This window comes from Roseateles sp. Mitsp63 (genome assembly GCF_059491535.1).
The window spans coordinates 3,399,066-3,422,982 of sequence record NZ_CP168509.1 but is presented as its reverse complement, the minus strand read 5'-3'; the positions used below and the strand labels follow the sequence as shown (position 1 = coordinate 3,422,982).

The 23,917-nt window shown below is 71.5% G+C and carries 17 protein-coding genes and 1 pseudogene; 10 read left to right on the top strand and 8 right to left on the bottom strand.

Annotation, left to right across the window (positions count from 1 at the left end):
• Positions 1 to 48: 48 nt before the first annotated feature.
• The 7 genes from ACEN96_RS15155 to ACEN96_RS15125 are packed head-to-tail and all read left to right on the top strand — an operon-like array spanning position 49 to position 10,313.
• Positions 49 to 2,190 (top strand): TonB-dependent receptor family protein, encoded by a 2,142-nt coding sequence (locus ACEN96_RS15155; RefSeq protein WP_495583920.1) that lies wholly within the window; start codon positions 49 to 51, stop codon positions 2,188 to 2,190.
• 40 nt (positions 2,191 to 2,230) lie between these two features.
• Complete coding sequence (locus tag ACEN96_RS15150) at positions 2,231 to 3,436, top strand: ATP-grasp domain-containing protein (RefSeq protein ID WP_495583919.1); 1,206 nt, start codon at positions 2,231 to 2,233, stop codon at positions 3,434 to 3,436.
• Entirely contained in the window at positions 3,433 to 5,247 is a 1,815-nt protein-coding gene (locus ACEN96_RS15145; protein WP_495583918.1) for an IucA/IucC family protein, read from the top strand. Before ACEN96_RS15150 ends, ACEN96_RS15145 begins: the two co-directional genes overlap by 4 nt.
• A complete protein-coding gene (locus tag ACEN96_RS15140; protein ID WP_495583917.1) occupies positions 5,244 to 6,482 on the top strand; it encodes an MFS transporter in 1,239 nt (412 codons plus the stop codon). The genes ACEN96_RS15145 and ACEN96_RS15140 overlap by 4 nt, the downstream gene beginning before the upstream one ends.
• A complete protein-coding gene (locus ACEN96_RS15135; protein WP_495583916.1) occupies positions 6,449 to 8,260 on the top strand; it encodes an IucA/IucC family protein in 1,812 nt (603 codons plus the stop codon). Before ACEN96_RS15140 ends, ACEN96_RS15135 begins: the two co-directional genes overlap by 34 nt.
• A 15-nt stretch (positions 8,261 to 8,275) precedes the next feature.
• A complete protein-coding gene (locus ACEN96_RS15130) occupies positions 8,276 to 9,502 on the top strand; it encodes a type III PLP-dependent enzyme (protein WP_495583915.1) in 1,227 nt (408 codons plus the stop codon).
• The gene (locus tag ACEN96_RS15125; RefSeq protein ID WP_495583914.1) at positions 9,486 to 10,313 is read left to right on the top strand and encodes an HpcH/HpaI aldolase family protein; all 828 of its coding nucleotides are present in this window, start codon (positions 9,486 to 9,488) and stop codon (positions 10,311 to 10,313) included. Before ACEN96_RS15130 ends, ACEN96_RS15125 begins: the two co-directional genes overlap by 17 nt.
• Here ACEN96_RS15125 and ACEN96_RS15120 read toward each other — a convergent pair.
• The 5 genes and pseudogenes from ACEN96_RS15120 to ACEN96_RS15100 form a co-directional block, all read right to left on the bottom strand.
• Positions 10,264 to 10,674: pseudogene (locus ACEN96_RS15120) on the bottom strand (ABC transporter permease subunit); the annotation flags it as partial. The gene ACEN96_RS15125 and the pseudogene ACEN96_RS15120 sit on opposite strands and share 50 nt — an antisense overlap.
• Entirely contained in the window at positions 10,644 to 10,826 is a 183-nt protein-coding gene (locus tag ACEN96_RS15115) for a hypothetical protein (protein ID WP_495588695.1), read from the bottom strand. The pseudogene ACEN96_RS15120 and the gene ACEN96_RS15115, both read right to left, overlap by 31 nt.
• A gap of 231 nt (positions 10,827 to 11,057) precedes the next feature.
• Positions 11,058 to 12,542: a PA domain-containing protein gene (locus ACEN96_RS15110; RefSeq protein WP_495583913.1), complete on the bottom strand. Its 1,485-nt coding sequence runs from the start codon at positions 12,540 to 12,542 to the stop codon at positions 11,058 to 11,060.
• Between the two features lie 3 nt (positions 12,543 to 12,545).
• Entirely contained in the window at positions 12,546 to 12,989 is a 444-nt protein-coding gene (locus ACEN96_RS15105) for a post-PEP-CTERM-1 domain-containing protein (RefSeq protein ID WP_495583912.1), read from the bottom strand.
• 49 nt (positions 12,990 to 13,038) lie between these two features.
• Positions 13,039 to 13,680, bottom strand: a complete 642-nt coding sequence (locus ACEN96_RS15100) for a choice-of-anchor J domain-containing protein (protein WP_495583911.1) — start codon at positions 13,678 to 13,680, stop codon at positions 13,039 to 13,041.
• A gap of 438 nt (positions 13,681 to 14,118) precedes the next feature.
• On the opposite strand from ACEN96_RS15100, the gene ACEN96_RS15095 reads away from it, so the two are divergent.
• Together ACEN96_RS15095 and ACEN96_RS15090 are read left to right on the top strand one after the other, a co-directional pair.
• Positions 14,119 to 14,898 (top strand): alpha/beta hydrolase, encoded by a 780-nt coding sequence (locus ACEN96_RS15095; protein ID WP_495583910.1) that lies wholly within the window; start codon positions 14,119 to 14,121, stop codon positions 14,896 to 14,898.
• Positions 14,899 to 14,965: 67 nt separating this feature from the next.
• Positions 14,966 to 16,504 (top strand): HD domain-containing phosphohydrolase, encoded by a 1,539-nt coding sequence (locus tag ACEN96_RS15090; RefSeq protein WP_495583909.1) that lies wholly within the window; start codon positions 14,966 to 14,968, stop codon positions 16,502 to 16,504.
• 274 nt (positions 16,505 to 16,778) lie between these two features.
• Here ACEN96_RS15090 and ACEN96_RS15085 read toward each other — a convergent pair whose 3' ends face one another.
• The 3 genes from ACEN96_RS15085 to ACEN96_RS15075 form a co-directional block, all read right to left on the bottom strand.
• Positions 16,779 to 17,978 (bottom strand): MFS transporter, encoded by a 1,200-nt coding sequence (locus tag ACEN96_RS15085; protein WP_495583908.1) that lies wholly within the window; start codon positions 17,976 to 17,978, stop codon positions 16,779 to 16,781.
• A gap of 91 nt (positions 17,979 to 18,069) precedes the next feature.
• Positions 18,070 to 20,187: an ATP-binding response regulator gene (locus ACEN96_RS15080; protein ID WP_495583907.1), complete on the bottom strand. Its 2,118-nt coding sequence runs from the start codon at positions 20,185 to 20,187 to the stop codon at positions 18,070 to 18,072.
• A gap of 4 nt (positions 20,188 to 20,191) precedes the next feature.
• Positions 20,192 to 20,824: a response regulator gene (locus tag ACEN96_RS15075; protein ID WP_495583906.1), complete on the bottom strand. Its 633-nt coding sequence runs from the start codon at positions 20,822 to 20,824 to the stop codon at positions 20,192 to 20,194.
• 477 nt (positions 20,825 to 21,301) lie between these two features.
• On the opposite strand from ACEN96_RS15075, the gene ACEN96_RS15070 reads away from it, so the two are divergent.
• Positions 21,302 to 23,914, top strand: a complete 2,613-nt coding sequence (locus ACEN96_RS15070; protein ID WP_495583905.1) for a TonB-dependent receptor — start codon at positions 21,302 to 21,304, stop codon at positions 23,912 to 23,914.
• Positions 23,915 to 23,917: the final 3 nt, after the last annotated feature.

Sequence of the window (23,917 nt, the reverse complement as noted above, 5' to 3'; positions counted from 1 at the left end):
GACACCGATCCACAGGCGCAACGCCGGACAACCAGAAATCGAGAAGCCATGCGCGGAGAACCCGTCCACCGTCCGATCCCCTCCCCCGTCACGCTCGCGGCGCGACTGATGATCGCCGCCGCGGCCTGCGCGGCGGCCCAAGCCCAGGCCCAGGAAGCCGCCCCGGCCGCTGCCGACGCCGCCGCGTCCCAGGCCGCCGCGTCCCAGGCCGCCGCGGCGCCGCCCTCGCGGCTCGACACCGTCACCGTGAGCGGCGGCTGGCTGGGGTCGCCCACCGCCGCGAGCGCCCGCAAGCATCCGGGCGCCCGCACGGCGATCGACGCGAAGGATCTGCTCGACAGCGGCGCCCGCAGCGTCGACGACGCCCTGCGCCAGGTCCCGGGCATCACGGTGGTCGACGAGAACGGCTCCGGCACGCTGCCCAACATCGGCGTGCGCGGTCTCAACCCGCTGCGCAGCGAGCAGGTCCTGCTGCTGCAGGACGGCATGCCGATGACGCTGGCCCCGTACGGCCAGACCGGCGCCTCGCTGTTCCCGCTGACGATGCAGTCGGTGGAGGCGATCGATGTGGTGCGCGGCGGCGTCGCCGTCCATTACGGGCCCAACAACGTCGGCGGCGTCATCAACTTCGTCACCAAGCGGATCCCGTCCAAGACCACCTTCACGGCGAGCGAATCCCTCACCATCGGCCGCTCCGGCCGCGTGCTGACCGACAGCTACGTGCGCGCCGGCGGCTTCCTGAACGACCACCTCGGCGTGCAGCTGCAGGCCAACGTCATCGATGGCGAGGGCGAACGCGCCCATTCCGACACCTCGGTGAAGAACGTGACGCTGGATGCCGAATGGCTGGTCACCGACCGCACCGAGGTCCGCGCCAGCCTGCAGCGCTACCTGACGCGCAACGAACTGCCCGGCGCGCTGACGCCGGCCGCCTACGAGCAGGACCGCCACCAGTCGACGCGGCCGCTGGACCGCTTCGACGGCGACACCACGCGCGGCTCGCTGATCCTCAGCCACGACTTCGGCACCGGCACGCAGCTCACGTGGAAGACCTTCGGCCACCGCAGCACGCGCGTGTTCGAGTTCGGCAACGCGACCAACGCCGACACGCTCTCGACGCTGCGCCAGACCTCGCCGCGCGAGTTCCGCGTCTACGGCACCGAGCCGAGCCTGAGCATCGACCTGCGCGGTCCCGTGCCGCAGAAGATCCTGGTCGGCGCCCGTCTGATGCGCGAGGAGGTCGACTACAAGGTCGACAGCCGCGTGCTCGCCACCGGCGCCTACAGCGTGACGCGCGACTGGCGCTTCGAGAGCGACGCCTACGCCGCCTACCTGAGCGACACCTTCTCGCTGCTGGACGGCCAGCTCAAGGTGACGCCGGGCGTGCGCCACGAGGACCTGCGCCTGCGCTACCGCAACAACGCCACGCAGGCGCAGACCGACAACCCGACCAAGGACTGGCTGCCCGGCCTGGACGTCGGCTACCAGGCGAGCGCCGATGTCTTCCTCTTCGCCAACGCGCACCGCTCGCTGCGGCCGGTGCAGTTCACGCAGATCACCTTCGGCGGCGACCTGGCCGCCGAGCGCGCGAAGAACTACGAGGCCGGCGCGCGCTGGGCCGCGACGTCCTCGCTGGACCTCACCGCCACGGCCTTCCGCTTCGACTTCGACAACAAGCTCGAGTTCATCAGCGCCACCGCCGGCTACCGCAACCTGGGCCGCGCCCGCCACCAGGGCGCGGAACTCGAGGCCAAGTGGCGCCCGGCGATGCTGCGCGGCCTCGAGCTGGGCGCCGCTTATACGCGCGTGGACACCGAGCAGCGCTCCGGCGCCTTCCTCGGCAACGACCTGCCCTACGCGCCGCATCACCAGCTGGCGCTGGACGTCCGCTACCGCGTCGACAACTGGAGCTGGAACCTCAACGGCCAGTACCAGAGCGCGATGTTCAGCGACGGCGCCAACACCGTCGCGGAAACGGCCACTGGCTCCGCGGGCCGCATCCCGGGCTACTGGCTGATGAACGCGCATGTGAGCCGCGGCTTCACCTGGGCCGGCACCCGCATGACGCTGGGCCTGGGCGTCAACAACCTCTTCGACCGCGACTACTACTTCCGCGGCGTCGACTACAGCCAGGGCCGCATGCCCCAGCCCGGCCGGGCCGTGATGGCCCGCCTCCAAGTGGACATCTGATGAACCTCTGACCCCCGTCACCGATCCAGGGAGAAAGCCAATGAAAGAACTCGTGGTGCTGGCGCACGTGCCCACCGATGCCGTCAACGAAGGATTCCTGCCCGCCGCGCGGCGGCTGGGCCTGGCCGTCACGCTGGTGACCGATTGCGCGGAGGCGCATCGCGCGCACTTCGCCAGGCCGGACCTGGCGGCGTATCCGGACGAGATCCTGAGCTGCGACGTCTTCAATCCGATCGCCGTGCTGGACCTGCTGTCGCATCGCGCCGGCCGGCCGGCGGCGGTGTTCTCCAACAGCGACCACCTGCAGACGAGCACCGCGGCCGTGGCGGACTTCCTCGGCCTGCCGCGCAAGGACTGGCACACCGCCTACCGCGCGAAGAACAAGGCCGAGATGCGCCGCCGCCTCGCGGCGCTGGGCATCGACACGCTGTGGCATGCCACGGTCTGCGATCCGGACATGCTGGACGCGGTGGCGTCGCCGCCCTTCCCCGTCGTGGTCAAGCCGCGCGAGGGCGTGGCCAGCCTGCAGGTGAGCCTGGCGCGCGACGCCGCCGAGCTGCGCGAGCAGTGCGCGCGCGTCTGGGCCGGGCATCCCGGCCGCCCGATGCTGATCGAGGAGTACATCGACGGCCCGCTGCACACGCTCGAGACGCTGGGCGATGGCCGCGACATGGCGGTGCTGGGCGGCTTCCGCGTCAAGCTCTCGCCGCCGCCGCACTTCGTCGAGCACGAGGCCGTGTGGCAGAGCGGCGCGCCGCAAGGCCCGGCGGCCCGGGTGCTGGAAATCATCCGCGCCTTCGGCGTCGGCTTCGGCGCCTGCCACACCGAGTACGTGATGACCGAGCGCGGCCCGCGTCTCATCGAGATCAACTACCGCAACATCGGCGACTACCGCGAGTTCCTGCTGCAGGACACGCTGGGCATCCCGCTGTTCGAGACCGTGCTGCGCCTGTACCTGGGCGAGCCGCTGCCGTCGCTGCGCCTGGCCGACCATGCCGCGCGCATCCGCTACTTCGTCGCGGCGCAGGCCGGCGCGGTCGCGAGCGCGCCCATCGCCTTCTCCGAGGACGGCGAGCATGCCCGCCTGTCCTTCCAGCCGCTGCGCACGACCGGCGACAGCTTCTCGCTGACCCATTCGAACAAGGACTACCTCGGCGTGCTGCGCGGCTGTGGTCCCGATGCGGGCCGGCTCGCCGCCGCGATGGACCAGGTGTCGCGCCGCCTGACCTGGGAGATCCGGGCATGAACCGCCACGACCCGCAAGGCCCGGCGCTGGCCGATCCGGACGCCGTCCATATCGCCACGCGCGTGATCGACGCGCTGCTGCGCGAGGACGTGCGCGGCTGCGTCAGCCAGGGCCGGATGATCCAGGAAGCGGCCATCGCCGCCGGCATGACGCTGCCCGGCGGCCACGCCTGGCTCGCCATCGAGCATCTGGGCCCGGGACGTCTCTGGATCCCGGTGGCGCCAGAGCGCTTCATGCAGACCTGGCGCCTGTCGCGGCTGCCGCTGCTGTCCGAGCGCGAGGGCCGGGTCGAGGCGCTGTTCGGCATCGGCGAGATCCTCGCCCGCTTCGCCGACGGCTGCGATGCCGAGACCGCCGCGCGCTTCGCCGATTTCGCCGTCGAAAGCGAGGTCGCGCTCGCGCACCGGCGCGCCGCCGAGTCGGCCCGCCGCGACTGGTTTGCCTCGTCGCCCCAGGCGGCGGCCGAGGCCGAGGCGGGCGAGTGGCATGCGCGCATGCAGCATCACGACCGCCTCGCGTCCTACCTCGACCATCCGCTGTATCCGACCGCGCGCGCCAAGCTCGGCTTCGAGGTCGAGCACCTGCGCCGCTACGCGCCGGAGTTCGCGCCCTCGTTCGAGCTGAACTGGCTGGCGGTGCCGCGCGCGCTGCATCACCCGCGCGGCGACGGCCTGCCGCCGGGCTGGCCGGGCTTCGCGGACGTGGGCCTGCCCGCCGCGCTCGAGGCGGACCACGCCCTCATGCCAGTGCATCCCTTCCTGTGGCGCAACGGGCTCGACGCGATGCTCGAGGGCGCCGGGCTCGCCGGCCGCGTGAGGCGCGCGCCCCGGACCCATCTGCGCGTGACGCCGACGCTGTCGGTGCGCTCGCTGGTGGTGCTGGACGCGCCGGAGTGGCACATCAAGCTGCCGCTGACGATCCGCACGCTCGGCGCGAAGAACATCCGCACGATCAAGCCCAGCACGATCGGCGATGGCCAGCGCGTGCAGGACCTGCTTGCCGCGGTGCTGGCCGCCGAGCCGGCGCTGCGCGAGCGCGTGCTGCTCACCCGCGAGGACACCGGCGCGCATGTCGGCGGCCACAACTTCCTCGGCATGATCGTGCGCCGCTATCCCGCGCAGGCCCTGCGCGGCAGCACGCCGGTGCCCGTGGCCGGCCTGCTGGCCGGCACGGCCGACGGCCGCTGCGTCAGCCAGTTCCTGGCGGACCGCTTCCATGGCGGCGACCTCGCGGAATTCTTCGACGAGTACCTCGACCTCACGCTGCGCCTGCACCTGACGCTGTGGGTGCGCTACGGCATCGCGCTGGAGTCCAACCAGCAGAACTCCGTCGTCGTGCTGTCGGAGGCCGCACCGCGCCTGCGCCTGCTGCTCAAGGACAACGACGCCGCGCGCCTGCACCGCGCGAAGCTGAACGAGGTCTCGCCGCCGCTCGCCGCGCGGCTGGACGCGCTCGAGGACCCGCGGCTGCTGGTGCCGGACGAGCTGCCGCTGGCGCAGATGTTCACGACGATCACGCTGCAGCTCAACATCGCGGTGCTGGTCGAGGGCCTGGCGGCGAAGGTGCCGGGCTTCGACCGGGCGCGCGCCTACGCGGCGGTGCGCGACCGCGTCGCGGCGATCCTCGACGAGCTGGCCGCGGCCGGCGGCGATGTCGAGCTCGCCCGTCAGACGCTGCTGCGCGACGACCAGCTCTGCCTGAAGTACCTGTTGACCGCCGCCACGCTGCTGGACAAAGCGACCACCGGCGCCGCCGACGTCAACAAGTTCTACGGCAAGACCGCGCCCAACTTCCTGAAGTTCCCCGCGTGAGCGCCGCAGGATCGCGCATCGTCGTTCCGGCGGTGATGGCCGGCCACTTCGTGGCCTCGTTCGCGGCGCTGGGGATGCCGCCCTTCTTCGGGCTGGTGCTGGAGCAGTCGCTGCACAACGACGCCCGATTCCTCGCGGGCTGGCTCTACGTGCTGCCGACGCTGCTGGCGGCGCTCAGCAGCCCGTGGTGGGGACGGCTCGCCGACCGCTACGGCAAGAAGCGTCTGCTGATCCGCGCGCAGCTCGGGCTGGCCGCCAGCTTCCTGCTGGCCGGCTTCGCCACCAGCACCTGGACCTTCGCCGCGGCGCTCGCGCTGCAGGGCCTGCTGGGCGGAACCTTCGCCGCGTCCAACGCCTACCTCGCGACCGTCGCCAGCGGCCCCGCGCTGGCGCGCAGCCTGACCGCGATGCAGTGGTCGGCGCGCGCGGCGCTGGTGGCCGCGCCGGCGGCGCTGGGGCTGGTGCTGCAGGCCGGCGGCGGCTCGCCGATCGAGGTCTACCGCTGGATGGCGCTGCTGCCCTTGGCGGCCGCTGGCCTGGCCGCCTTCCTGCCCGCCAGCGGCGCGGTCCATCGCGCGCCGGGAAAGGCGCCGCCGGCGGCCGCGCCGGAGCTGTCCGCGCGCGGCGTCTATCTGCTGCAGTTCGTCTTCGTGTTCGGCACGGTGTCGACCTTCCCGTACTTCGCGCCGCACGTGCAGCAGCACTTCGCCGGCCTGTCGACGGCCGCGGCCGGCCTGCTCTTCGGCCTGCCGCACGCGGTCTACCTGGTCGCCGCCTGGCCGCTGACGCGCTGGAGCGCCAGGGGCCGGCGCAGCGCCTGGCTCGCCGTGTCCTTCACCGCGCTGCTGGTCTCGCTGCTGGGCCAGGCGGCGGCCGATTCGACGCTGCTGCTGATCGCCTGCCGCCTGCTGATGGGCGTGGCGATGACGCTGGGCTTCATCGCGCTGCACGGGCTCATCGCCGCCACCGTCCATGCCGGCAACGCGGGCCGCAGCTTCGGCTGGTTCGAGAGCAGTTCCAAATGGGGCGGTGTCGCCGCCGGCCTGGCCGCGGGCGTCGTCGCCCAGGCCTTCGGACTGCGCTCGCCCTTCCTGCTGGCAGCCGCCGCGCTGCTGCCGGCGCTGATCGGGCTGGCCGTGCTCGCGCTCAGGCGCAGGGCCCAGGCCGGCTTTTTCCTGAATGAATCCCTGGGAGTATCCGCATGCAAGAGACCCAAGTCCGGCCTGATGCGCTGACCGACCTCGCCGCCAGCGCGGCGGGCCAGCGCAGCCAGGAGTCGCTGCTCAACTGCTACTGCCGCGAGGTCGCCGGCCCCGCCGGCGAGATGAGCGTGGGCCCGATGTTCTGGCAGAACGACTGGCCCACCGCGATCCAGCTGACGCTGCAGCGCGAAGGCGGCCAGGTGCTGCACGTGCAGCTGCCTCACAGCGGCGAGCGTCTGCTCGTGGTGGTCGCCGGCCCGGCGCTGACGGGCAGCTTCCGCTACCGCTCGCCGGTCTTCCACAAGGCGCCGGGCAAACCCTGGACGCTGCTGGACTGGCAGAGCCAGGCCGCCGCGCTGCTGCGCGAGATGGCACTGCGGCACGACGTGCCGTCCAACATCGAGCTGATGACGCAGGTGCGCGACAGCGTCGCGATGGCCACCCTGGCGCTGCGCACGCCGCCCGCCGCCACGATCCCTTCCGATCCCGTCGAGGCCTTCATCGAGTCGGAGCAATCGCTGGTCTTCGGCCATCCCTTCCATCCGGCGCCGAAGAGCCGCCAGGGCTTCTCCGCGCCGGACCTGCGCCGCTATTCGCCGGAGCTGGGCGCGCGCTTCGCGCTGCACTGGTTCGCGGTGCGCGAGGAGTTCGTCATCCAGCAATCGCTGCTGCCGCAACGCTGCGAGGAACTCGTCGCCACCGGCGCGCTGGCGGTGGACCCGGGCTACGTGGCCGTGCCGGTGCATCCGTGGGAAGCCGCCCACCTGCTGCGTCTGCCGCTGGTGCGCGAGGCCATCGCCGATGGCCGGCTGCGCCACCTCGGCGAGCACGGCGAGCCCTTCCATGCGACCTCGTCGGTGCGCACGCTCTACCAACCGGGCAATCCGTTCTTCTACAAGTTCTCGCTGCATGTGCGGCTGACCAACTGCGTCCGCAAGAACGCCTGGTACGAGCTCGAAGGCGCGACCCAGGTCAGCCGCATCCTGCGCGGCCTGCTGCCCGGCCTGCAGCGCGAATTCCCCGGCCTGGAAGTGCTGGAGGAACCGGCCTTCCTGTCGGTCGACCTGCGCGACGCCGACGAGGCGCGCAACCGCGAGGTGGTCGAGGCCTTCGGCATGATCCTGCGCCGCAGCGTCGAGCCGCGGCTGCATCCGGGCGCGACGGCGCTGCTGGCGGGCTCGCTGTTCGGCAATCACGTCTACGGCGAGCAGCGCATGGGCGCGCTGCTGGACGCGCTCGCCGCGCGCGAAGGTAGTCCGCGCGCGGCCGTGCTCGAGCGCTGGTTCTCGGCCTACGTCGAGCTGCTGATGCCGCCGGTGCTGCATTGCGCCTTCGCGCATGGGGTGATCTTCGAGCCGCACCTGCAGAACGTGCTGCTGGGCCTGCAGGATGGCTGGCCGCGGCAGCTCTTCCTGCGCGACTTCGAGGGCGTGAAGCTGGTTCCCGCCTTCCATCCGCAGCACACGCTGGAGGGTGTCAGCGCGCGGGCGCGCGAGGCGCTCTGGTACGGCGAGGAGCAAGGCTGGAAGCGCATCGCCTACTGCCTGTTCGTCAACAACTTCGCCGAGGCGATCGCGCAGCTGGCGGCCGACGACACGGCGATGCAACTGCGGCTGTGGGCCGTCGTGCGCCAGCAGCTGCAGCGCTATCAGGCGCGCTGGGGCAATCCCGCGTCGGCGCGCCGCATCAACGCGGTGCTGGCGGGCGAGCCCTTCCCGGGCAAGACCAACCTGAGCAACCGCTTCCTGCAACGGCCGGATCGCAACGCGGGCTACGTGCCGGTGGGCAATCCGATCGCGCTGGCCGGCTGAACGCGGAGGATCCCGATGGAACTGCGAATGGAGGCGGTCGAGCGCCGCCTGCGCGAGCTGCTGGACGAGACGTCCGAACCGCTCTGCGCCTATGTCTATGACCTCGAGGCGCTGCGCCGCCACGCGGCGGCGGTCGTCGCGGCGCTGCCGCCGCGCTGCGAGCTCTTCTACGCGATCAAGGCCAACTCCGACCTGCCGGTGCTGCGCACGCTGGCGCCGCTGGTGGCCGGCTTCGAGGTCTCATCCGGCGGCGAGCTGGCCTGGGTGCGCGAGCATTTCTCCGACACGCCGGTGATCTTCAGCGGCCCGGGCAAGACCGATGAGGAGCTGCGGCTCGCGATCCAGTCCGAGGTCGAGGCGATCCACGTGGAGAGCCTGAACGAACTGCGGCGCCTGGCCTGGCTGGCCGCCGCGCAGGGCCGGCAGGCGCCGGTGCTGCTGCGGATGAATCTGTCGCTGCCCGGGCTGGCCGCCACGACGCTGATGATGGGCGGCAAGCCGACGCCCTTCGGCATCCCGGCCGATCAGTTGCCGCAGGCGCTGCATCTGCTGCGTGATTCGCCATCGCTGCGCCTGCGCGGCTTCCACTTCCACCTGCTGTCGCATCAGCTCGACGCGGCGGCCCATGTCGAACTGATCGCCGGCTACGCGGCGCAGGTGCGCGACTGGTGCGGCGTGCACGGCCTGTCCATCGATCACATCAACGTCGGCGGCGGCATCGGCGTGAACTATCGCGAGCCCGCGCGCCAGTTCGACCTGGCCGCGTTCTCGGAGGGCCTGCGGCGCCTGTGCGAGCGCGATCCGTCGCTGCCGCGCCTGCGCTTCGAATGCGGCCGCTACATCACCGCCGCATGCGGCTACTACGCGATGCAGGTCATCGACCTGAAGCACGCCTTCGGCCGCGACTACGTCGTCGCGCGCGGCGGCACGCATCACTTCCGCACGCCGCCGGCGCAGGGGCACAGCCATCCGTTCACGGTGCTGCCGGTCGAGCACTGGCCCTATCCCTGGGAGCGGCCCGCGCTGCGCGACGCGACGGTCAATGTCGTGGGCCAGCTGTGCACGCCCAAGGACGTGCTGGCCTTCGACGCGCCGGTGGCGCGGGTGCGCGCCGGCGACCTCGTGGTGTTCCCCTTCGCGGGCGCCTACGCGTGGCACATCTCGCACCACGGCTTCCTGCGCCATCCGGCGCCGCGTCAGGAGTTCCTGCCCGTGGAGGACGCCCATGCTGCGGCCGAATGAACTCCGCGCCCGGCTGGCCGCCGGGCGGCGCGTGCATGGGCTGATCAACTCGATCCCGGCGCCGCTGCTGGTCGAGATGATCGGCTACGCCGGCTTCGATTTCGTGATCCTGGACCTGGAGCATGTCGGCGTGAATCCGCAGACGCTGGAGGACCTGATCCGCGCCGCCGAGTGCTGCGGCCTGACGCCGCTGGTGCGCGTGCCCGGCGTCGAGCCCGGGCCCATCCTGCGCGCGCTCGATGCCGGCGCGATGGGCATCGTGGTGCCGCGGGTGCAGGATGCCGCGCAGGCCCGGCAGGCGGTGCGCGCGGCGCGCTACCACCCGCTGGGCGAGCGCGGCATCAGCGGCGGCCGCACCACCGGCTTCGGCACGCTGCCGCTGATCGACTACATGGCCATGGCCAACCGGGAGGTGATGGTGGTGGCGATGATCGAGGACGCGCTGGGCGTCGAGCACATCGATGCCATCGCGGCGGTGCCCGGCATCGACATGGTGCTGGAAGGCGCGATCGATCTGTCCCAGTCGCTGGGCGTGCCGGGCCAGGCGCAGCATCCGTCGGTGCAGGACGCGATCCATCGCGTCGCCGCGGCCTGCCGCGCGCGCGGCGTGCCCTTCTGCGCGATCCCGCGCGCCGGCGGCCAGTACGAGGCCTGGTGCGAAGCCGGCGTCAGCGCCTTCCTGCATGGCGACGACCGGGGCATCGCCGCGAAGGCGCTGCGGGCGCATCTGGCGGGGGTCACTGCCGGGGTCACCGCCGGGCTCAGCCCCGGCCGCGCCACGGCACCAGCCGGCGCTCCGCGTGGCGCATGAGCAGATCGATCGCCCAGGCCACGCCGCCGATGACCAGGATCCCCATCAGGACGATGTCGGTGCGCAGGAAGTTGGACGCGTTGAGCACCATCTGACCCAGGCCGGACGAGGCCGCGACCATCTCCGCCGCGACGAGCGTGGTCCAGCCGAAGCCCACCGCGATGCGCATGCCCACGAGGATCTCCGGCAGCGCCGCCGGCAGCGCGACGTGGCGCAGCAGCTGCCATCGGCTCGCGCCCATCGAGAGCGCCGCCTGCAGCTGCTCCGGCGACGCGGCGCGCATGCCCGAGCGGGCCGCCAGCGCGAGCGGCGCGAAGCACGACAGGTAGATCAGCAGCACCTTGGGCGCTTCGTCGATGCCTCGCCGGACTCGATCAGCGTGCGCAGCGGCACCAGCATGTCCTGGTAGGCGAAGGTCACCTCGCGGGTCTGCGCGGAGGACGCGCTCGCGCCCAGCACGCCGGCGCCCAGCATCAGCGCGCCCGCCAGCCATCGGATCCAGGTTCGATTCATCGCCGCCCTTTCAGTTCGCTGTTTCACGGGCTCGCCATCGGGCCCTGCGGGCGACTGTAGGAAGCGATGCGTGCCGCGGCCACGAAGGAAATGGCGAATCGATATGCGCGCGGCGGCACGGCAAACGAAAAAGCCCGGTGCGCTCGCACCGGGCAAGGAAGACGAAAAAGCCCGGTGCTCGCGCACCGGGCTTCGGGGCTCACCGCGTCCGTCGCGCGGTTGGAGCCGGAATCACCAGCCCAGGTCCTTCAGCAGCGGCTTGGTCAGGTCCTTCGGCGGCACCAGCACCAGACCCAGGTCCGGGGAGATGTTGGGCTCCATCAGCAGGTTGGGCGAGGCCGACACGTCCCAGTGCGACACGGACGAGCCCGGCACCAGCGGGTTCGGCGTGTACAGCAGCGGACGGCCCAGCGCGTCGGCGCCGGCGCGGCGGCTCGGGTCGCTGGTCAGCGAGCCCGTCGCCACGCCCGGCTTGCTGCGCGTGCCGTAGGGGATGGACGCCGTGATGGCCGAGCGCAGCTTGACGCCGTCCGCCTGCGACACGCTCACCGTCGGGATGGTGATGGTCGGATCGGAGCCGCCCAGGCCGGGCGCGGCGCCCGCGACGTTGTTGGCGATGATCACGCCGACCGCGCCCGCGTTCTGCGCGTTCTTCGCCTTGACCGCGAAGCCGCAGATGCCGCGATCGATGACCGCCACCTTGCCGGTCACGGCCGCCATGTCCGCCGCGCTGAACGCGGTGCAGCCCTGGCCCTGGCCGGCGGCTGGGGCGGCGATCGTCGCCAGCGCGCCCAGGCCCTGGCCGCTGCTCACCGCCGGTCCGAAGGACGCGGTGCCATAGGGGTACTGGCCCGAGGCGCCGGGCGCGGAGCTCGCCACCTTGAGCACCGGCGTGGCCGACAGCATGCCGGCGCCGGCCACCACGTTCGGGCCGGTCCAGGCCAGGCCCAGCGGGTTGATCGCCGAGGCCTTGCGCTCCGCGCTGGTCATGTTCAACCACGACTTGCCGGCCGTGTTGTCGAACATGTAGCGCTCCCAGATGCTGGGCAGGCCGTCGTCGGCGTACACGCTGCCGTCGGCGCTGATGCGCTTGCCGGTGGAGGTCTGCACCGACAGCACGGTGAAGCCCAGGCCATGGCCCAGTTCATGCAGCAGCGTCTCGACGAAGTTCACGCCGGTGCCGAAGTTGCCGTCCAGGCCGAGGTAGAACGGCGAGCCGTCCAGGCAGCCCGGCTGGCCCAGGTTGACGTTGAACTGGGTCTTGATGTCGACGCCGGCGTAGCCGGTGCCGTCATCGGGCATGCCCTCGCTGAGGTTGACGCCGGACAGCTTGTTGGCCAGCGCCTGCGGATACCAGGTGCCCGCGTCGCCGCCGGCGAAGTCGTGCCACAGGTTCCAGGGGCTGGCGCTGCCCAGCGTGGCCGACGACGAGGTGCAGCTCAGCGCCTGCCAGCCGGCGTTCACGGTGATCGTGACGTTGCTGTCCAGCGCCTTCTCCCACACGTCGGCGACGTAGCGGTAGACGTACATGCGCTGCTCGCCGAGCGTGGTGCCCGGGTTGCCGCCCACCGGCGCCACCGGCGTCGGGTCGTTGAAGCCCACGCCCGCCGGGTCGCGGCTCTGGATCACGATGGTGGCGGCCTGCGCCAGGCCGGCGCCGCACAGCGCGGCCAGCACGGCCGAGCGCAGCAGGGTTTTCTTGAAGGTCTTCTGCATGGCTTACTCCGTGGGCAGGGCCGTCTTGGCGGCGGTGGCGCCGGACTTCATGAAGTGCTCGGCTTCTTCCTTGCTGGCGAAGCAGGCTTCGATGAGCTTGCCGTCGGCGCCGCGCACGACGACCGACTGGCTGGCCATGTCGTCGGTGACGCGGATGCCCACCGCGCCGCTGCTGTGGCGCTTGAGCTGCGGGCCGATGGCCATGGCGCGGAACGCCACGCGGGCCTTGCCCGACGCGGGCAGCGCCTTCAGCGCGGCATGCTCCTCGGCGGTGGCCGGGCGCAGCTTGCCGGTGTCGGCGTCGCGCACGATGACGAGCGACTCCTGGGGCGCGGCGGGCGCGGCGGCGGCGGTGTCCGGGGTCGCCGGAGCGGCGGCTTCGTGAGCCTGCGCCGCCAGCGGCAGGGCCGCGGCGATCGCCAGGCCCAGGGAAATGCGGGTGATCATGGTCGTGGTCCTTGCGGAGATGACTCGGATGCGTCGATGACTCGAAGGCTCAGCGCTGCGCGCGGCGGCGGCGGGCGGCCGCCAGGCCCAGCAGGCTGATGCCGGCCAGCGCCCAGCTCGACGGCTCCGGCACATTGACGGCGACGTTGTCCACGCCGACGTAGTTCGCCTGGTCCGCGCTGCCGATGTACTGGATCGCGAAGCGCGCGGTGGCGCCGGCGCCCTGGCCGCCCAGCAGGAAGCTGTAGCGGGTCCAGTCGCCCTGCGCGGTGATCGTGGCCTGCGGCACGAAGCTGCTGAAGATGCCGGCCGCGTCGACGAGGCCGTAGGCCAGCTGGTCGATGTAGCCCGGAACGATGTCGCCACGCGCCCAGAAGGAGACCTCGAGGTTCTCGGCGGTCGAGAACACCGGGCTGATCAGCCAGCTCGACAACGTGCCGCCCGCGGGCACGTTGTTGAAGTTACTGGCGATGTAGGCATTGGGCGCGCCGCTGAGCGCGGTGAAGAACGACTGATCGCCCTGATACCAGGGCACGGTCAGCCCATCGCCGCTGCCCTGGTTGGAGCGGATCCAGCCGGCGCCGGCCAGCGTGTCGACGTTGTCGAATCCCTCGTTGATGAGTGTCGGGCCCGCCTGGGCCGCGGCCGCGGCGCCGAGAAGCGCCAGGGCCAGACAGGTTTTCTTGAACATTGCTGCGTCCTTCTTCGAAAGGAAGGTGGGATGTCCACCTGGACTTGGACAGCGGCGCTCCGTGATGCGGAGCGCCGCCGTGACTGCTGAGGGCCGGCGGGAGGGGCGGCCTTCGGGCGTGTCGATTCTGTGACGCATGTCACGTCCCCCAGGAGAGGGGCATGACCCGGTTCCCCCTTGGAGAAGGGGGAGTTGTTTCCCTACCCTGTATCGGGCAGGGCCCGATCAGGCCGGGGACAAGCCGGGGTCAGGGCTTGCCCGGCGGGGGACGGCCGCCGCGCGAGTGTGGCGGCCTCGGGGGAAACACCGATGGGCAATCACCGCTCGGCCATGGCGCCGCCGGACCGGCCTCGGACATTCGTCCGATACCGGCGCGGGCCCCTTTCCCGGACAGTCGAGTCCTGTTCCAACACCCCACACCCTTCACCGGAGCCCACCATGAACCTGTCCCGCCGACTCCTCGCCGCCGCTGCCGCCGCCACCGCCCTCGCCGCCGCCGGCTTCTCCGGCGCCGCCCTGGCCGCCACGCCGGCTGCCCAGCCCTCCGTCGTCATCGTCCACGGCGCCTTCGCCGACGGCTCCGACTGGGCCAAGGTCATCCCGTTGCTGCAGCGCGAGGGCGTGCAGGTCACCGCCGTGCAGAACCCGCTGAGCTCGCTCGCCGACGACGTCGCCGCCGCGCGCCGCGCCATCGACGCGCAGCCGGGCAAGGTCGTGCTGGTGGGCCATTCCTGGGGCGGCACGGTGATCACCGAGGCCGGTAACTCGCCCAAGGTCGCCTCGCTGGTCTACGTCGCCGCGTTCGCGCCGGACGCCGGCCAGAACACCGCCGAGCAGGGCAAGGGCTTCCCGGTGCCGTCCGGCTCGGCCCACTTCAAGGCTGACGCGCAGGGCTGGCTGAGCCTGAGCGCCGAAGGCATGAGCCACCACTTCGCGCAGGACCTGCCGGCCTCGGCCACCGCCGTGATGACCGCCACGCAGGGTCCGATCCAGGCCAAGGCCTTCGAGCAGACGGTGGGCACGCCGGCCTGGAAGACCAAGCCGTCCTGGTATCTGCTGGCGACCTCCGACCGCATGATCGCGCCCGAGGCGCAGGCCGCGATGGCGCAGCGCGCGGGCTCGCGCGTGACCAAGGTGGACAGCAGCCACGTGCCGCAGCAATCGCAGCCGGAAGCGGTCGCGAAGGTGATCCTGGACGCCGTGCGCCAATCCCGGTAAGGTCCGCGCCGGCCGCGGGCGCCCCGCTCCCCGGGCGCGCCCGCGGCCATCGACGCCTGACCCCGCCGTGACCCGTTCCACCGCCCCCCACCCCGACTCCCCTTCCCTCGCCCCGGCGCCGCCGGGTTCGCGCGTGCCGGTGCTTGACGCCGTGCGCGCGCTCGCGTTCGTCGGCGACCTCAGCATGGGGCAGCCGGTCGATCACTCGACCCGCGCCGCGTGGCTCGCCACGCGCATCGCGCAGGCCGCGCGCGCGGCCGGCATCGGCGCGCCGGGACCGGCCGGTCACGCGGCCTGCGTCGCGCTGCTGCGCTGGTCCGGCTGCACGGCCAACGCGCCGGAGTTCTCGGTGCTGATGGGCGACGACGTGAGGGGACGGGACGCGATGCTGTCGATGGCGTCGGCCTCGGAGGCCACCGCGCTGGCGGGCACCTTCGGCGATGCCGCGCTGATCCATTGCGAGGTCGCCGGCGAGATCGCGCGCCTGCTCGGCCTGCCGGCCGACATCGAGCAGGCGATGCGCTGCCTCTTCGAGACCTGGGATGGCGGCGGCAAGCCGGCGGGCCTGAGCGGCGACGCGGTGCCGGCCGTCGTCTTCCACGTCGCGCTGGCGGGTGATCTGGAGATCTTCTCGCGCGTGCACGGCCTGCCGGCCGCGCTGCGGTACATCGCGGAGCGCGCCGATGGGAAGTACCCGAGGGCGCTGGTCGATGCCGTCGCGCGGGAGGCCGCCGGATGGATGGCCGCGCTCGACGACGGCGCGCATGAACGCGAGGACGGCGCCGGCGGATTCGATGCCGGCCTCGGCGGCGGACTGGCGACGCTCGAGACGCCGCTCGAGCTGGTCGCCGATGTCATCGACCTGAAGATCCCGTGGATGACCGGCCTCTCGCGCCGCGTCGCCGAGGCGGCGCGTGATGCGGCCATCGCGCTCGGACTCGACCCGGCCGAGCAGGAACGGCTGCATCGCGCCGGCCTGCTGCATGGCATCGGGCGGGCCTCGGTGCCCAACGCGCTCTGGCAGGACGGCCGCCGGCTCGGCGAGGCCGACCGCGAGCGCCTGCGGCTGATGCCCTACTGGACCGGCCGCGCCGCGCGGCGGCTGATGGCCCTGCAAGAGGAGGCGGAGCTCGCGTCCTACGTCGATGAACGGATGGATGGCTCGGGCGCGTTCCGGGGCGTGGCTGGCGCGGCCATTCCGATGCCGGCGCGCGTGCTGGCCGCGGCGTCCCGCTGGGTCACCGTGCGCACCGCGCGGCCGGGCGTGGCGGCGCTCGACAAGGAGGCGGCGCGCGAGGCGCTGCGCGCCGAGGTCGACGCGGGCCGGCTGGACGCGCAGGCCATGGCGGCCGTCTGCGGCGCCACGGGCCGGCCGGCTCGGCCCGCCACGCCGGCCGGCGCGTCCGCGGTGTCGCTCTCGGCGCGCGAGACGGAAGTGCTGGCGCGCATCGCCGTCGGCGACAGCAACAAGGAGGCGGCGAAGGTGCTGGGCATCAGTCCCGCCACGGTGCGCACGCATCTGGAGAGCGCGTTCCGCAAGCTCGAGTGCAGCACCCGCGCCGCGGCGACGCTGAAGGCGATGACGATGGGGCTGCTGCCGGTCTGAACCGGCGAGGAAAAAGAAAAGGCCCTGGTCGTGAGACCAGGGCCGAAAGTTCGTCCGTCTGCAGAGGGAAAAGACGGACCATGCGAGAGAGAAGCATGAACAACGGAAGCTCGAATTCCGTTGTCAGGATCAACTGTAGTGAAGGCCGCCCGGCCTGACACGAGGCCGATGGCGCAAGCCGGCGGCAGTCATCGCCCGATGCGCGTGTCGGTCGATCGCCTACAGGCTCGCCGTCGCGCGCCCCACCGGCGCCCCACCGGTGCCGCGCGGGTGATCAGTCCGCGGAGGCCGGCTCGGCGCCGCGCGGCTGCGTGACGCCGAGCGCGCGCTGCGCGCTCATCGCCATCACCAGCGCGAAGACGACCACGCAGGCCAGGCCCGCCGTCAGCGACGAATGCTCGGCGATCATGCCGATCAGCGGCGGCCCGGCCATCATGCCGAGGTAGCCCAGCGACGACACCGCCGCGATGCCGTGCGCCGCGCTGACGCCGGGCACCTTCGAGGCCGCCGAGAACAGCACCGGCACCACGTTGGAGAGCCCCAGCCCCACCAGCGCGAAGCCGAGCAGCCCCGCGCCGGCCACCGGCACCAGCAGCGCGGCGGCCATGCCGGCCGCGGCGAGCAGGCCGCTGGCGGCCATCAGCGGCACCGGCGCGACACGCGCCCGCACCCAGTCGCCGCCGAAGCGGCCCAGCGCCATCGCCAGGCTGAAGCTGGCGTAGCCCAGCGCCGCGACGCTGGCATCGCTGGCGCGCTCCTGCTTCATGAACAGCACGCTCCAGTCGTACATCGCGCCCTCGGCGATCAGGCCCAGCGCGGCCAGCGCGCCGATCAGCGCGAGCACGCCGCGCGGCAGGCTCATCGGCTGCTTCTCACCGGCCTCGGTGCGCATCTTCAGCATCGCCGCGCAGGCGCCCAGGATCAGCGCGATGCCCACGCCGCAGGCCGCGAAGAGATGGGTCTGCGGCGTCCAGCCCAGCCTGGGCAGCAGGCTGCCGACGCCCGCGCCGACCATGCCGCCCAGGCTGAACATCGCGTGGAAGCCGCTCATCAGCGGGCGGGCGGCGAGCCGCTCGATCTCGGTCGCCTCGGCGTTGATGGCCACGTCGAACAGACTGGCCGTGGCGCCGAACAGCATCAGCAGGCCGACCAGGCCGAGGTACGCGTCCGCCGCGATCAGCAGCGAGACGCCGCTGGCGCAGAGCACGCCCATGAGTCCCGCCACGCCGCGCGGCCCGAAGCGCGCCACCACGCGGCCGGCCTGCGTCAGCGCCAGCAACGCGCCCACGCCCGAGGCCAGCATCGCGATCGCCAGCGACTGCTCGCCCAGGCCGTAATGCGCCTTCACCGTGGGAACGTGCACGCCCCAGGTCGCGAACAGCGCGCCGGAGACGAAGAACTGGATGCGCAGGGCCCATGCGGCGGCCTGCAGGCGGCGCGGGGACGGGGGAGCGAAGTGGGCGGTCGAGGACATCTCGGAGCGGCGTGAAGAACCCGTGAATATAGGGGCCACCGGCGTGCCCGGGCACGACCCGCGCGCGGATCGCGCGGTGCTCGCCCGCCGCTCAGGACACCATGCCGCGCAGCGCGTTGAACAGCTTGCGCGGCTGCAGCGGCTTGAAGAGCACCGTGTGGCCGCTTTCGGTCGCGCGGCGCAGTTCCTCGCGGCTGGTATCGCCGGTGACCAGGATCGCCGGCACGTCGGTGCCGCAGAAGGCCCGCACCGCGCGGATCGCGGCGATGCCGTCCGGGCCGTCGCCCAGGTGCAGGTCGGACAGGATCAGGTCCGGCGGCAGCACCCGCGCCCGGACCGCATCGGCCGCGTCGACCGCCGTGGCCGCCACGATGGCCTCGTAGCCCCACTCCTCCAGCAGCAGCTTCAGGCCGATGCGGATCGACTCCTCGTCGTCGATCACGAGCACCGAGCGCGGCTCCATCACCGGCATCGGCACGGTGTCGGCGGCGGTCGTGAACTCCGGGATCTCGGGCAGGCCGCCCAGCGGGATGCTCAGCCGGAACATCGTCCCCTTGCCCGGCCGCGACGCGACCATCAGGCGGTAGCCCAGCAGGTGCGCCAGCCGCTTGACGATCGCCAGCCCCATGCCCAGGCCCTGCGTGCGGCTGCGCTCGCTCTGCCCGACCTGATAGAACTCCGCGAAGACCCGCGGCAGGTCGGTGGCCTTGATGCCGATGCCGGTGTCCCAGACCTCCAGGTTCAGATGCGTCGCGGTGGAGCGCGCCACCACCACCACGCCGCCCTCCTCCGTGTACTTGAGCGCGTTCTGGATCAGGTTGCCCAGGATGCGCTCGAGCAGTTGCGGATCGCTGGTGACCGACTTGCCGCCCGGCGAGAAGCGCAGCCCCAGCCCGGACGCCTCCGCCTGGCCGGCGTAGTGCATGTGCAGGCGCCGGAACAGGTCGCGCAGCGGGAAGTGCTGCAGGTTCGGATCGACCGTGCCCGCGTCCAGCCGCGAGATGTCCAGCATCGCGTTGAAGGAGCGCTCCAGGCCCTCGATCGAGCGCATGACGTTGCGGATCAGCGGCTCTTCCTCGGTGCCTTGCAGGCGCCGCTCCAGGCTGGCGGCGAACAGGCCCAGCGCATGCACCGGCTGGCGCAGGTCATGGCTGGCGATGGCCAGGAAGCGGCTCTTCTCCTGGTCCGCGCGGATCGCGCCGTCGCGGTCGTGCTCCAGCGTGCTGACGTGCAGGTCCTGCTCCATCAGCAGGCGCTTGGCGCGCTGCCAGCGGTGGTGCTCGAGCAGCGCGAGCCCGCCGATGACCGCCGCGGCCAGGAACCAGACCGGCCCTGCGCCGGGCCGGGCGGCGGGATCGAACAGGCGCGCCAGGCCTTCGGAGGCCGGCAGCAGCGCGATGACCGCCGCCCAGCGTCCCATCGGCGCGAGCAGCACGCCGATCACCGCGGCGGCGGCGGCGAGCAGCGGTCCGGTGAGCAGGCCGCGCGAGCCCGGCGACTCCGCGAGCCAGGGGTGCAGGCACAGCAGGCCCAGGCAACCCGCGGCCTGGAGATAGAGCAGGCGGCGCCCCTCGCGGTCGCTGAACAGCGCCGGCCCGCGATGGTCATGGCCGCGCGGCGCGGCCCGGTGCGACAGGGAGCGCGCGGTGAAGACGCAGCCCGCCGCCAGCGCGATGACGCCGACGATCCAGGCCATCAGCCCCGGGGTCGGCGCCCCACGCAGCAGCGCCGAGACCAGCGGCGCGGCGACGGCCACGAGCAGCCAGGGCCAGTGGCTCCAGGCCTCTTCGAAACCGGCGTCCTGCAGGCGGCGCGCGATCGCGCGGCGCTCGCGGCGCTGGCCCTCCTGCATCGCCTCGTCGGTGTCCGGCGTGGCGCCGGCCACCGCGACGAACAGGCCCGAACGCGGCGGGCGCTTGGCTCGACGCGGGCGCGGCGCGGCGTTGGGAGACGGCGCGCCGTCGCCGTGGGGCGCGGCGGCGGGCGCGTCGCTGAGCAGTCCCGCTTCCTGCCTCGGCGCCGCGGCGCCGGCGGTGGCCGGACGTGCCGGGGCGGCACGCGCGGCGGCGTGAGCGGTGCCCGAAATGGCACTCGCCGGCACGTCTGGGACGTCCGGCGAGTCGATCAGGATCTCGGTCGGCGGGAAGGTGGTGTCGGGGGCCGCCGGCCCCGTCGCCCCGCGGCCGCCGCCGCGGTGAACCGTGGCCACTCCGTCAGCGGAACAGGCTGATCATGTGCGAGCGCGACTTGACGTCCAGCGCCAGCAGCAGCGACGACACGTAGTTCTTCACCGTGCCCAGCGACAGCTGCGTGGAGGTGCTGATCTCCTGGTTGCTGCAGCCGGACAGGACCAGCTCCAGGATCTCCAGGTGGCGCGGCCCCAATTCGGCCACGCGGTCGTACATCGCCGACGACGGGAAGCGCGGGAACAGCGAGCCCGCCTGCGCCGCGCGATGGCGCGGCCCCTCGGCCAGCAGCGCGCGCAGCGTGCTGCGCATCTCGGCCATCAGCGCGCCCTTGGGCAGGTAGCCCACCGCGCCCAGCGCCCGCGCCTGGCGGACGACGAATTCATCCTGCGTGCCGCTGAAGACGACCACGCGCGCCTCGGGGAAGGTTTCCATGAAGTGCCGCAGCCCCTGCAGGCCCTTGCAGTCGCCCAGGTTCAGGTCCAGCAGCACCGCGTCGACCGCGCCCCCATGGCTGTAGGCCTGCAGGCCCTCCTGCAGCGAGGAGGCTTCCACCCATTCGATGTCGATCTCGTCCAGGGACTGGTACAGCGTGCGGATCCCCGCGCGCACCAGCTCATGGTCATCCACCAGCAACACCCGGCGCTTGACTGCCGGCATCGCATAGCCACCATTCCCGACCGACTCGAAAGTACGGATAACGGACACTGCTTCCATAGGGCCTCCCTTCTTTTGACTAGCCGATGCTCTCCGGCTCGGCTGTCATCACCCTTCGCTAACCGCCGGAGAAGGCTCGCATGATAGGCCGATGGTCACTTGCGTCGCCCCCTCTTCAGGGGGAAGCCGGAGGGGCGCCGTTAGAAACACTTGTGACTACATGTTGCTAGCCTGATTGTGGGTAAACGGGGCGCGGAGGTCCTTCCCCAGTTCCGTCATTGAAACCGCGTGAAACACGATAAAAAAGAAAATGCGGGCCTGCCCTGATTCCGGATTTGGCATTGCACATCCGGAAAATGTGATTGGCCTCGAATCGGTCGAATTCCTAGCATCAGCTCCGCTCGACAAACAACCCTGCGGGTGTTGTGGGCGTCATCCGGGTCCAGCCGGATCGACCAGCAGAAAAACGACGGAGACAACATGAGCCACATTCCATTCGCGTTGCGCGGCACCGCGGCTGCCGCCACCGTCCTGGGCCTGATCACCGGCGCCCAGGCCCAGCAGGCCCCCGAGGAAAAGAAGAAGGACGACAGCCAGCTCGAGACGGTGGTCGTGACCGGCATGCGGCGCTCGGCCGAGTCGGCGCAGACGATCAAGCAGAACTCGGACCAGGTGGTCGATTCCATCGTCGCCGAGGACATCGGCAAGTTCCCCGACAAGAACGTGGCCGAGATCCTGGGCCGCGTCACCGGCGTGCAGATCCAGCGCGGCAACGGCGAGGCCGGCACGGTGATCATCCGCGGCCTGGGGGGCGTGGTGACGCTGCTCAACGGACGCGAGTTCTTCTCGGACTCCGGCCGCAGCCTGTACCTGGCGGACGTGCCGGCGACGATGCTCAAGCGCATCGACGTATACAAGACGCAGGAGGCCGCGCTGCCCGAGGGCGGCACGGCCGGCGTCATCGACGTGCGCACCAACCGCCCCTTCGACTTCAAGGACGCGCAGTTGGTCGTGTCGGCGCGCGAGGAACACCGCGACAAGGCCAAGTCCAACAACCCGGACATCTCCGGCATGGCCTCCAACCGCTGGAAGACCGACCTGGGCGAGATGGGCGCGCTGATCGGGCTGTCCTACCAGCGCGGCAAGTACCACGATGAGCGCGCCTTTGTCGGCGATCCGCAGTCCATCGTCGTCGACGGCCGCGCCGACCCGGTCAAGGGCACCGACGCGATGGGCCGCGTGCTCGACCTCGGCGACCGCAAGCGTCTGGCGGGGAACTTCGCGCTGCAGTGGAAGCCCAGCAAGGAGTCGGAGGTCTACCTCGAGGGCTTCGGCACCCGGATCGACCATCGCTACCAGCAGTCCTTCCTCGTCGGCGGCATCGGCATGATCAATGACGCCGGCGTCTGGCGCCCCGCGCCCGGCACGGTGATCACCACCCGTCCTGGCACCGACAACCTGGACACCGCGGTCAATACCAACTATCCGGGCTGGGGCTTCACCTCGACCCAGGCCAAGCATGACGAGGCCAGCAACAACCAGTTGGCGCTGGGCGGCAACTGGCGCGTCAATGAGCGCCTCAAGCTCAGCACCGAGCTGGTCCGCACCCGCAGCCAGATCGACTGGGTCAACCGCATCCTGGACACGGGCTACAACCCCACCAGTACCGTGGCGGCGGTGCGCGACGGCGGTGGCTTCATCGACTACCCCAACCTGGACCTGACCGACGCGGCGAACTTCCACATCAATGGCGGCGTCGACGTGCGCGGCCGCCGCGAAGGCCGCGCCACCGACTGGCGCGGCGACGCCGACTACGACCTGGGCGATGGCTTCTTCAAGGAGTTCAGCACCGGCGTGCGGCTGGCCAAGCGCGACGCGATGTCGATCGCCACCAGCATGCCGTGGACGACCACCTTCCCGGCGGCGGGTCAGACGCTGACCAATTTCCCCGGCCTCTATGAGGTGGCGCAACCCACTTCCGGCGACTTCGGCGTCAAGCGATATGTCTTCGCGTCGCGGGACTGGCTGCTCGACAACGGCGAGGCCTTCCGCCAGATGCTGACGGGCAACACCGCGCTGACGCCCTACGACCCGATGACGCTGTTCAACGACACGGAGAAGACCAGCTCGATCTATGGCCGGCTGAAGTTCGGCTTCGATGCGCTGGGCGTGCCGGTCTCCGGCGTCGCCGGCGTGCGCTGGGTGCGCACGCAGCAGACGCTGCGCGGCAACTCCAAGGACGCCGCCACCAACGACATCACGCCGGTGCTGGTGGACACGGCCCGCACCGACGCCCTGCCCTCGCTCTCGCTACGCGCCGAACTGACGCCGCGTCTCGTGGGCCGCCTGGTCTGGGGCAAGACGATCGAGCGGCCGGCCTTCGACCAGTACAACCCCGGCCAGACGAACAGCCCTCCGGGCGGCGGCACGATCTTCGGCACGCTCTCGGGTGGCAATCCGGAACTCAAGCCGACCGAGTCCAACAACACCGACGTCGCGCTGGAGTGGTACTTCGCACGCACGGGCTCGCTGACCGGCACCGTGTTCCAGCACAAGTTCAAGAACCGCGTCGCGACCGAGACGATCCAGACGACGATCAACGGCGTCCCCTACAACGTGACGCGGCCGATCAACGTCGCCACCGCCGACCTGCATGGCTACGAACTGGGCTACCGCCAGTTCTACGACTTCCTGCCGGGCTGGCTGGGCGGATTCGGGATGGAGGTCAACTACACCTTCATGACCGGCAAGCAGGGCGATGGACCGTTCCTGGGACAGTCGAAGAACGCCTTCAACGTCGTCGGCATGTACGAGCGCAACGGCATCTATGCGCGCCTGGCCTACAACTGGCGCGACAAGTTCCTGGCCGAGGCGCCGTACCGCAGCACGCAGAGCAAGCTCTACGTCGCGCCGCTCAAGACACTGGACCTGTCGCTGGGCTATGAGGTCACACCGAAGATGACGGTGTCGCTGGACGTGACCAACCTGCTGAACCAGGCGTACCACGACTACTTCGACCAGGATCCGTCGCGGGTGCGCGATGTCCGCTACTACGACCGCACCGTCGCGCTGGGCCTGCGCTGGAAGCTTTGATCC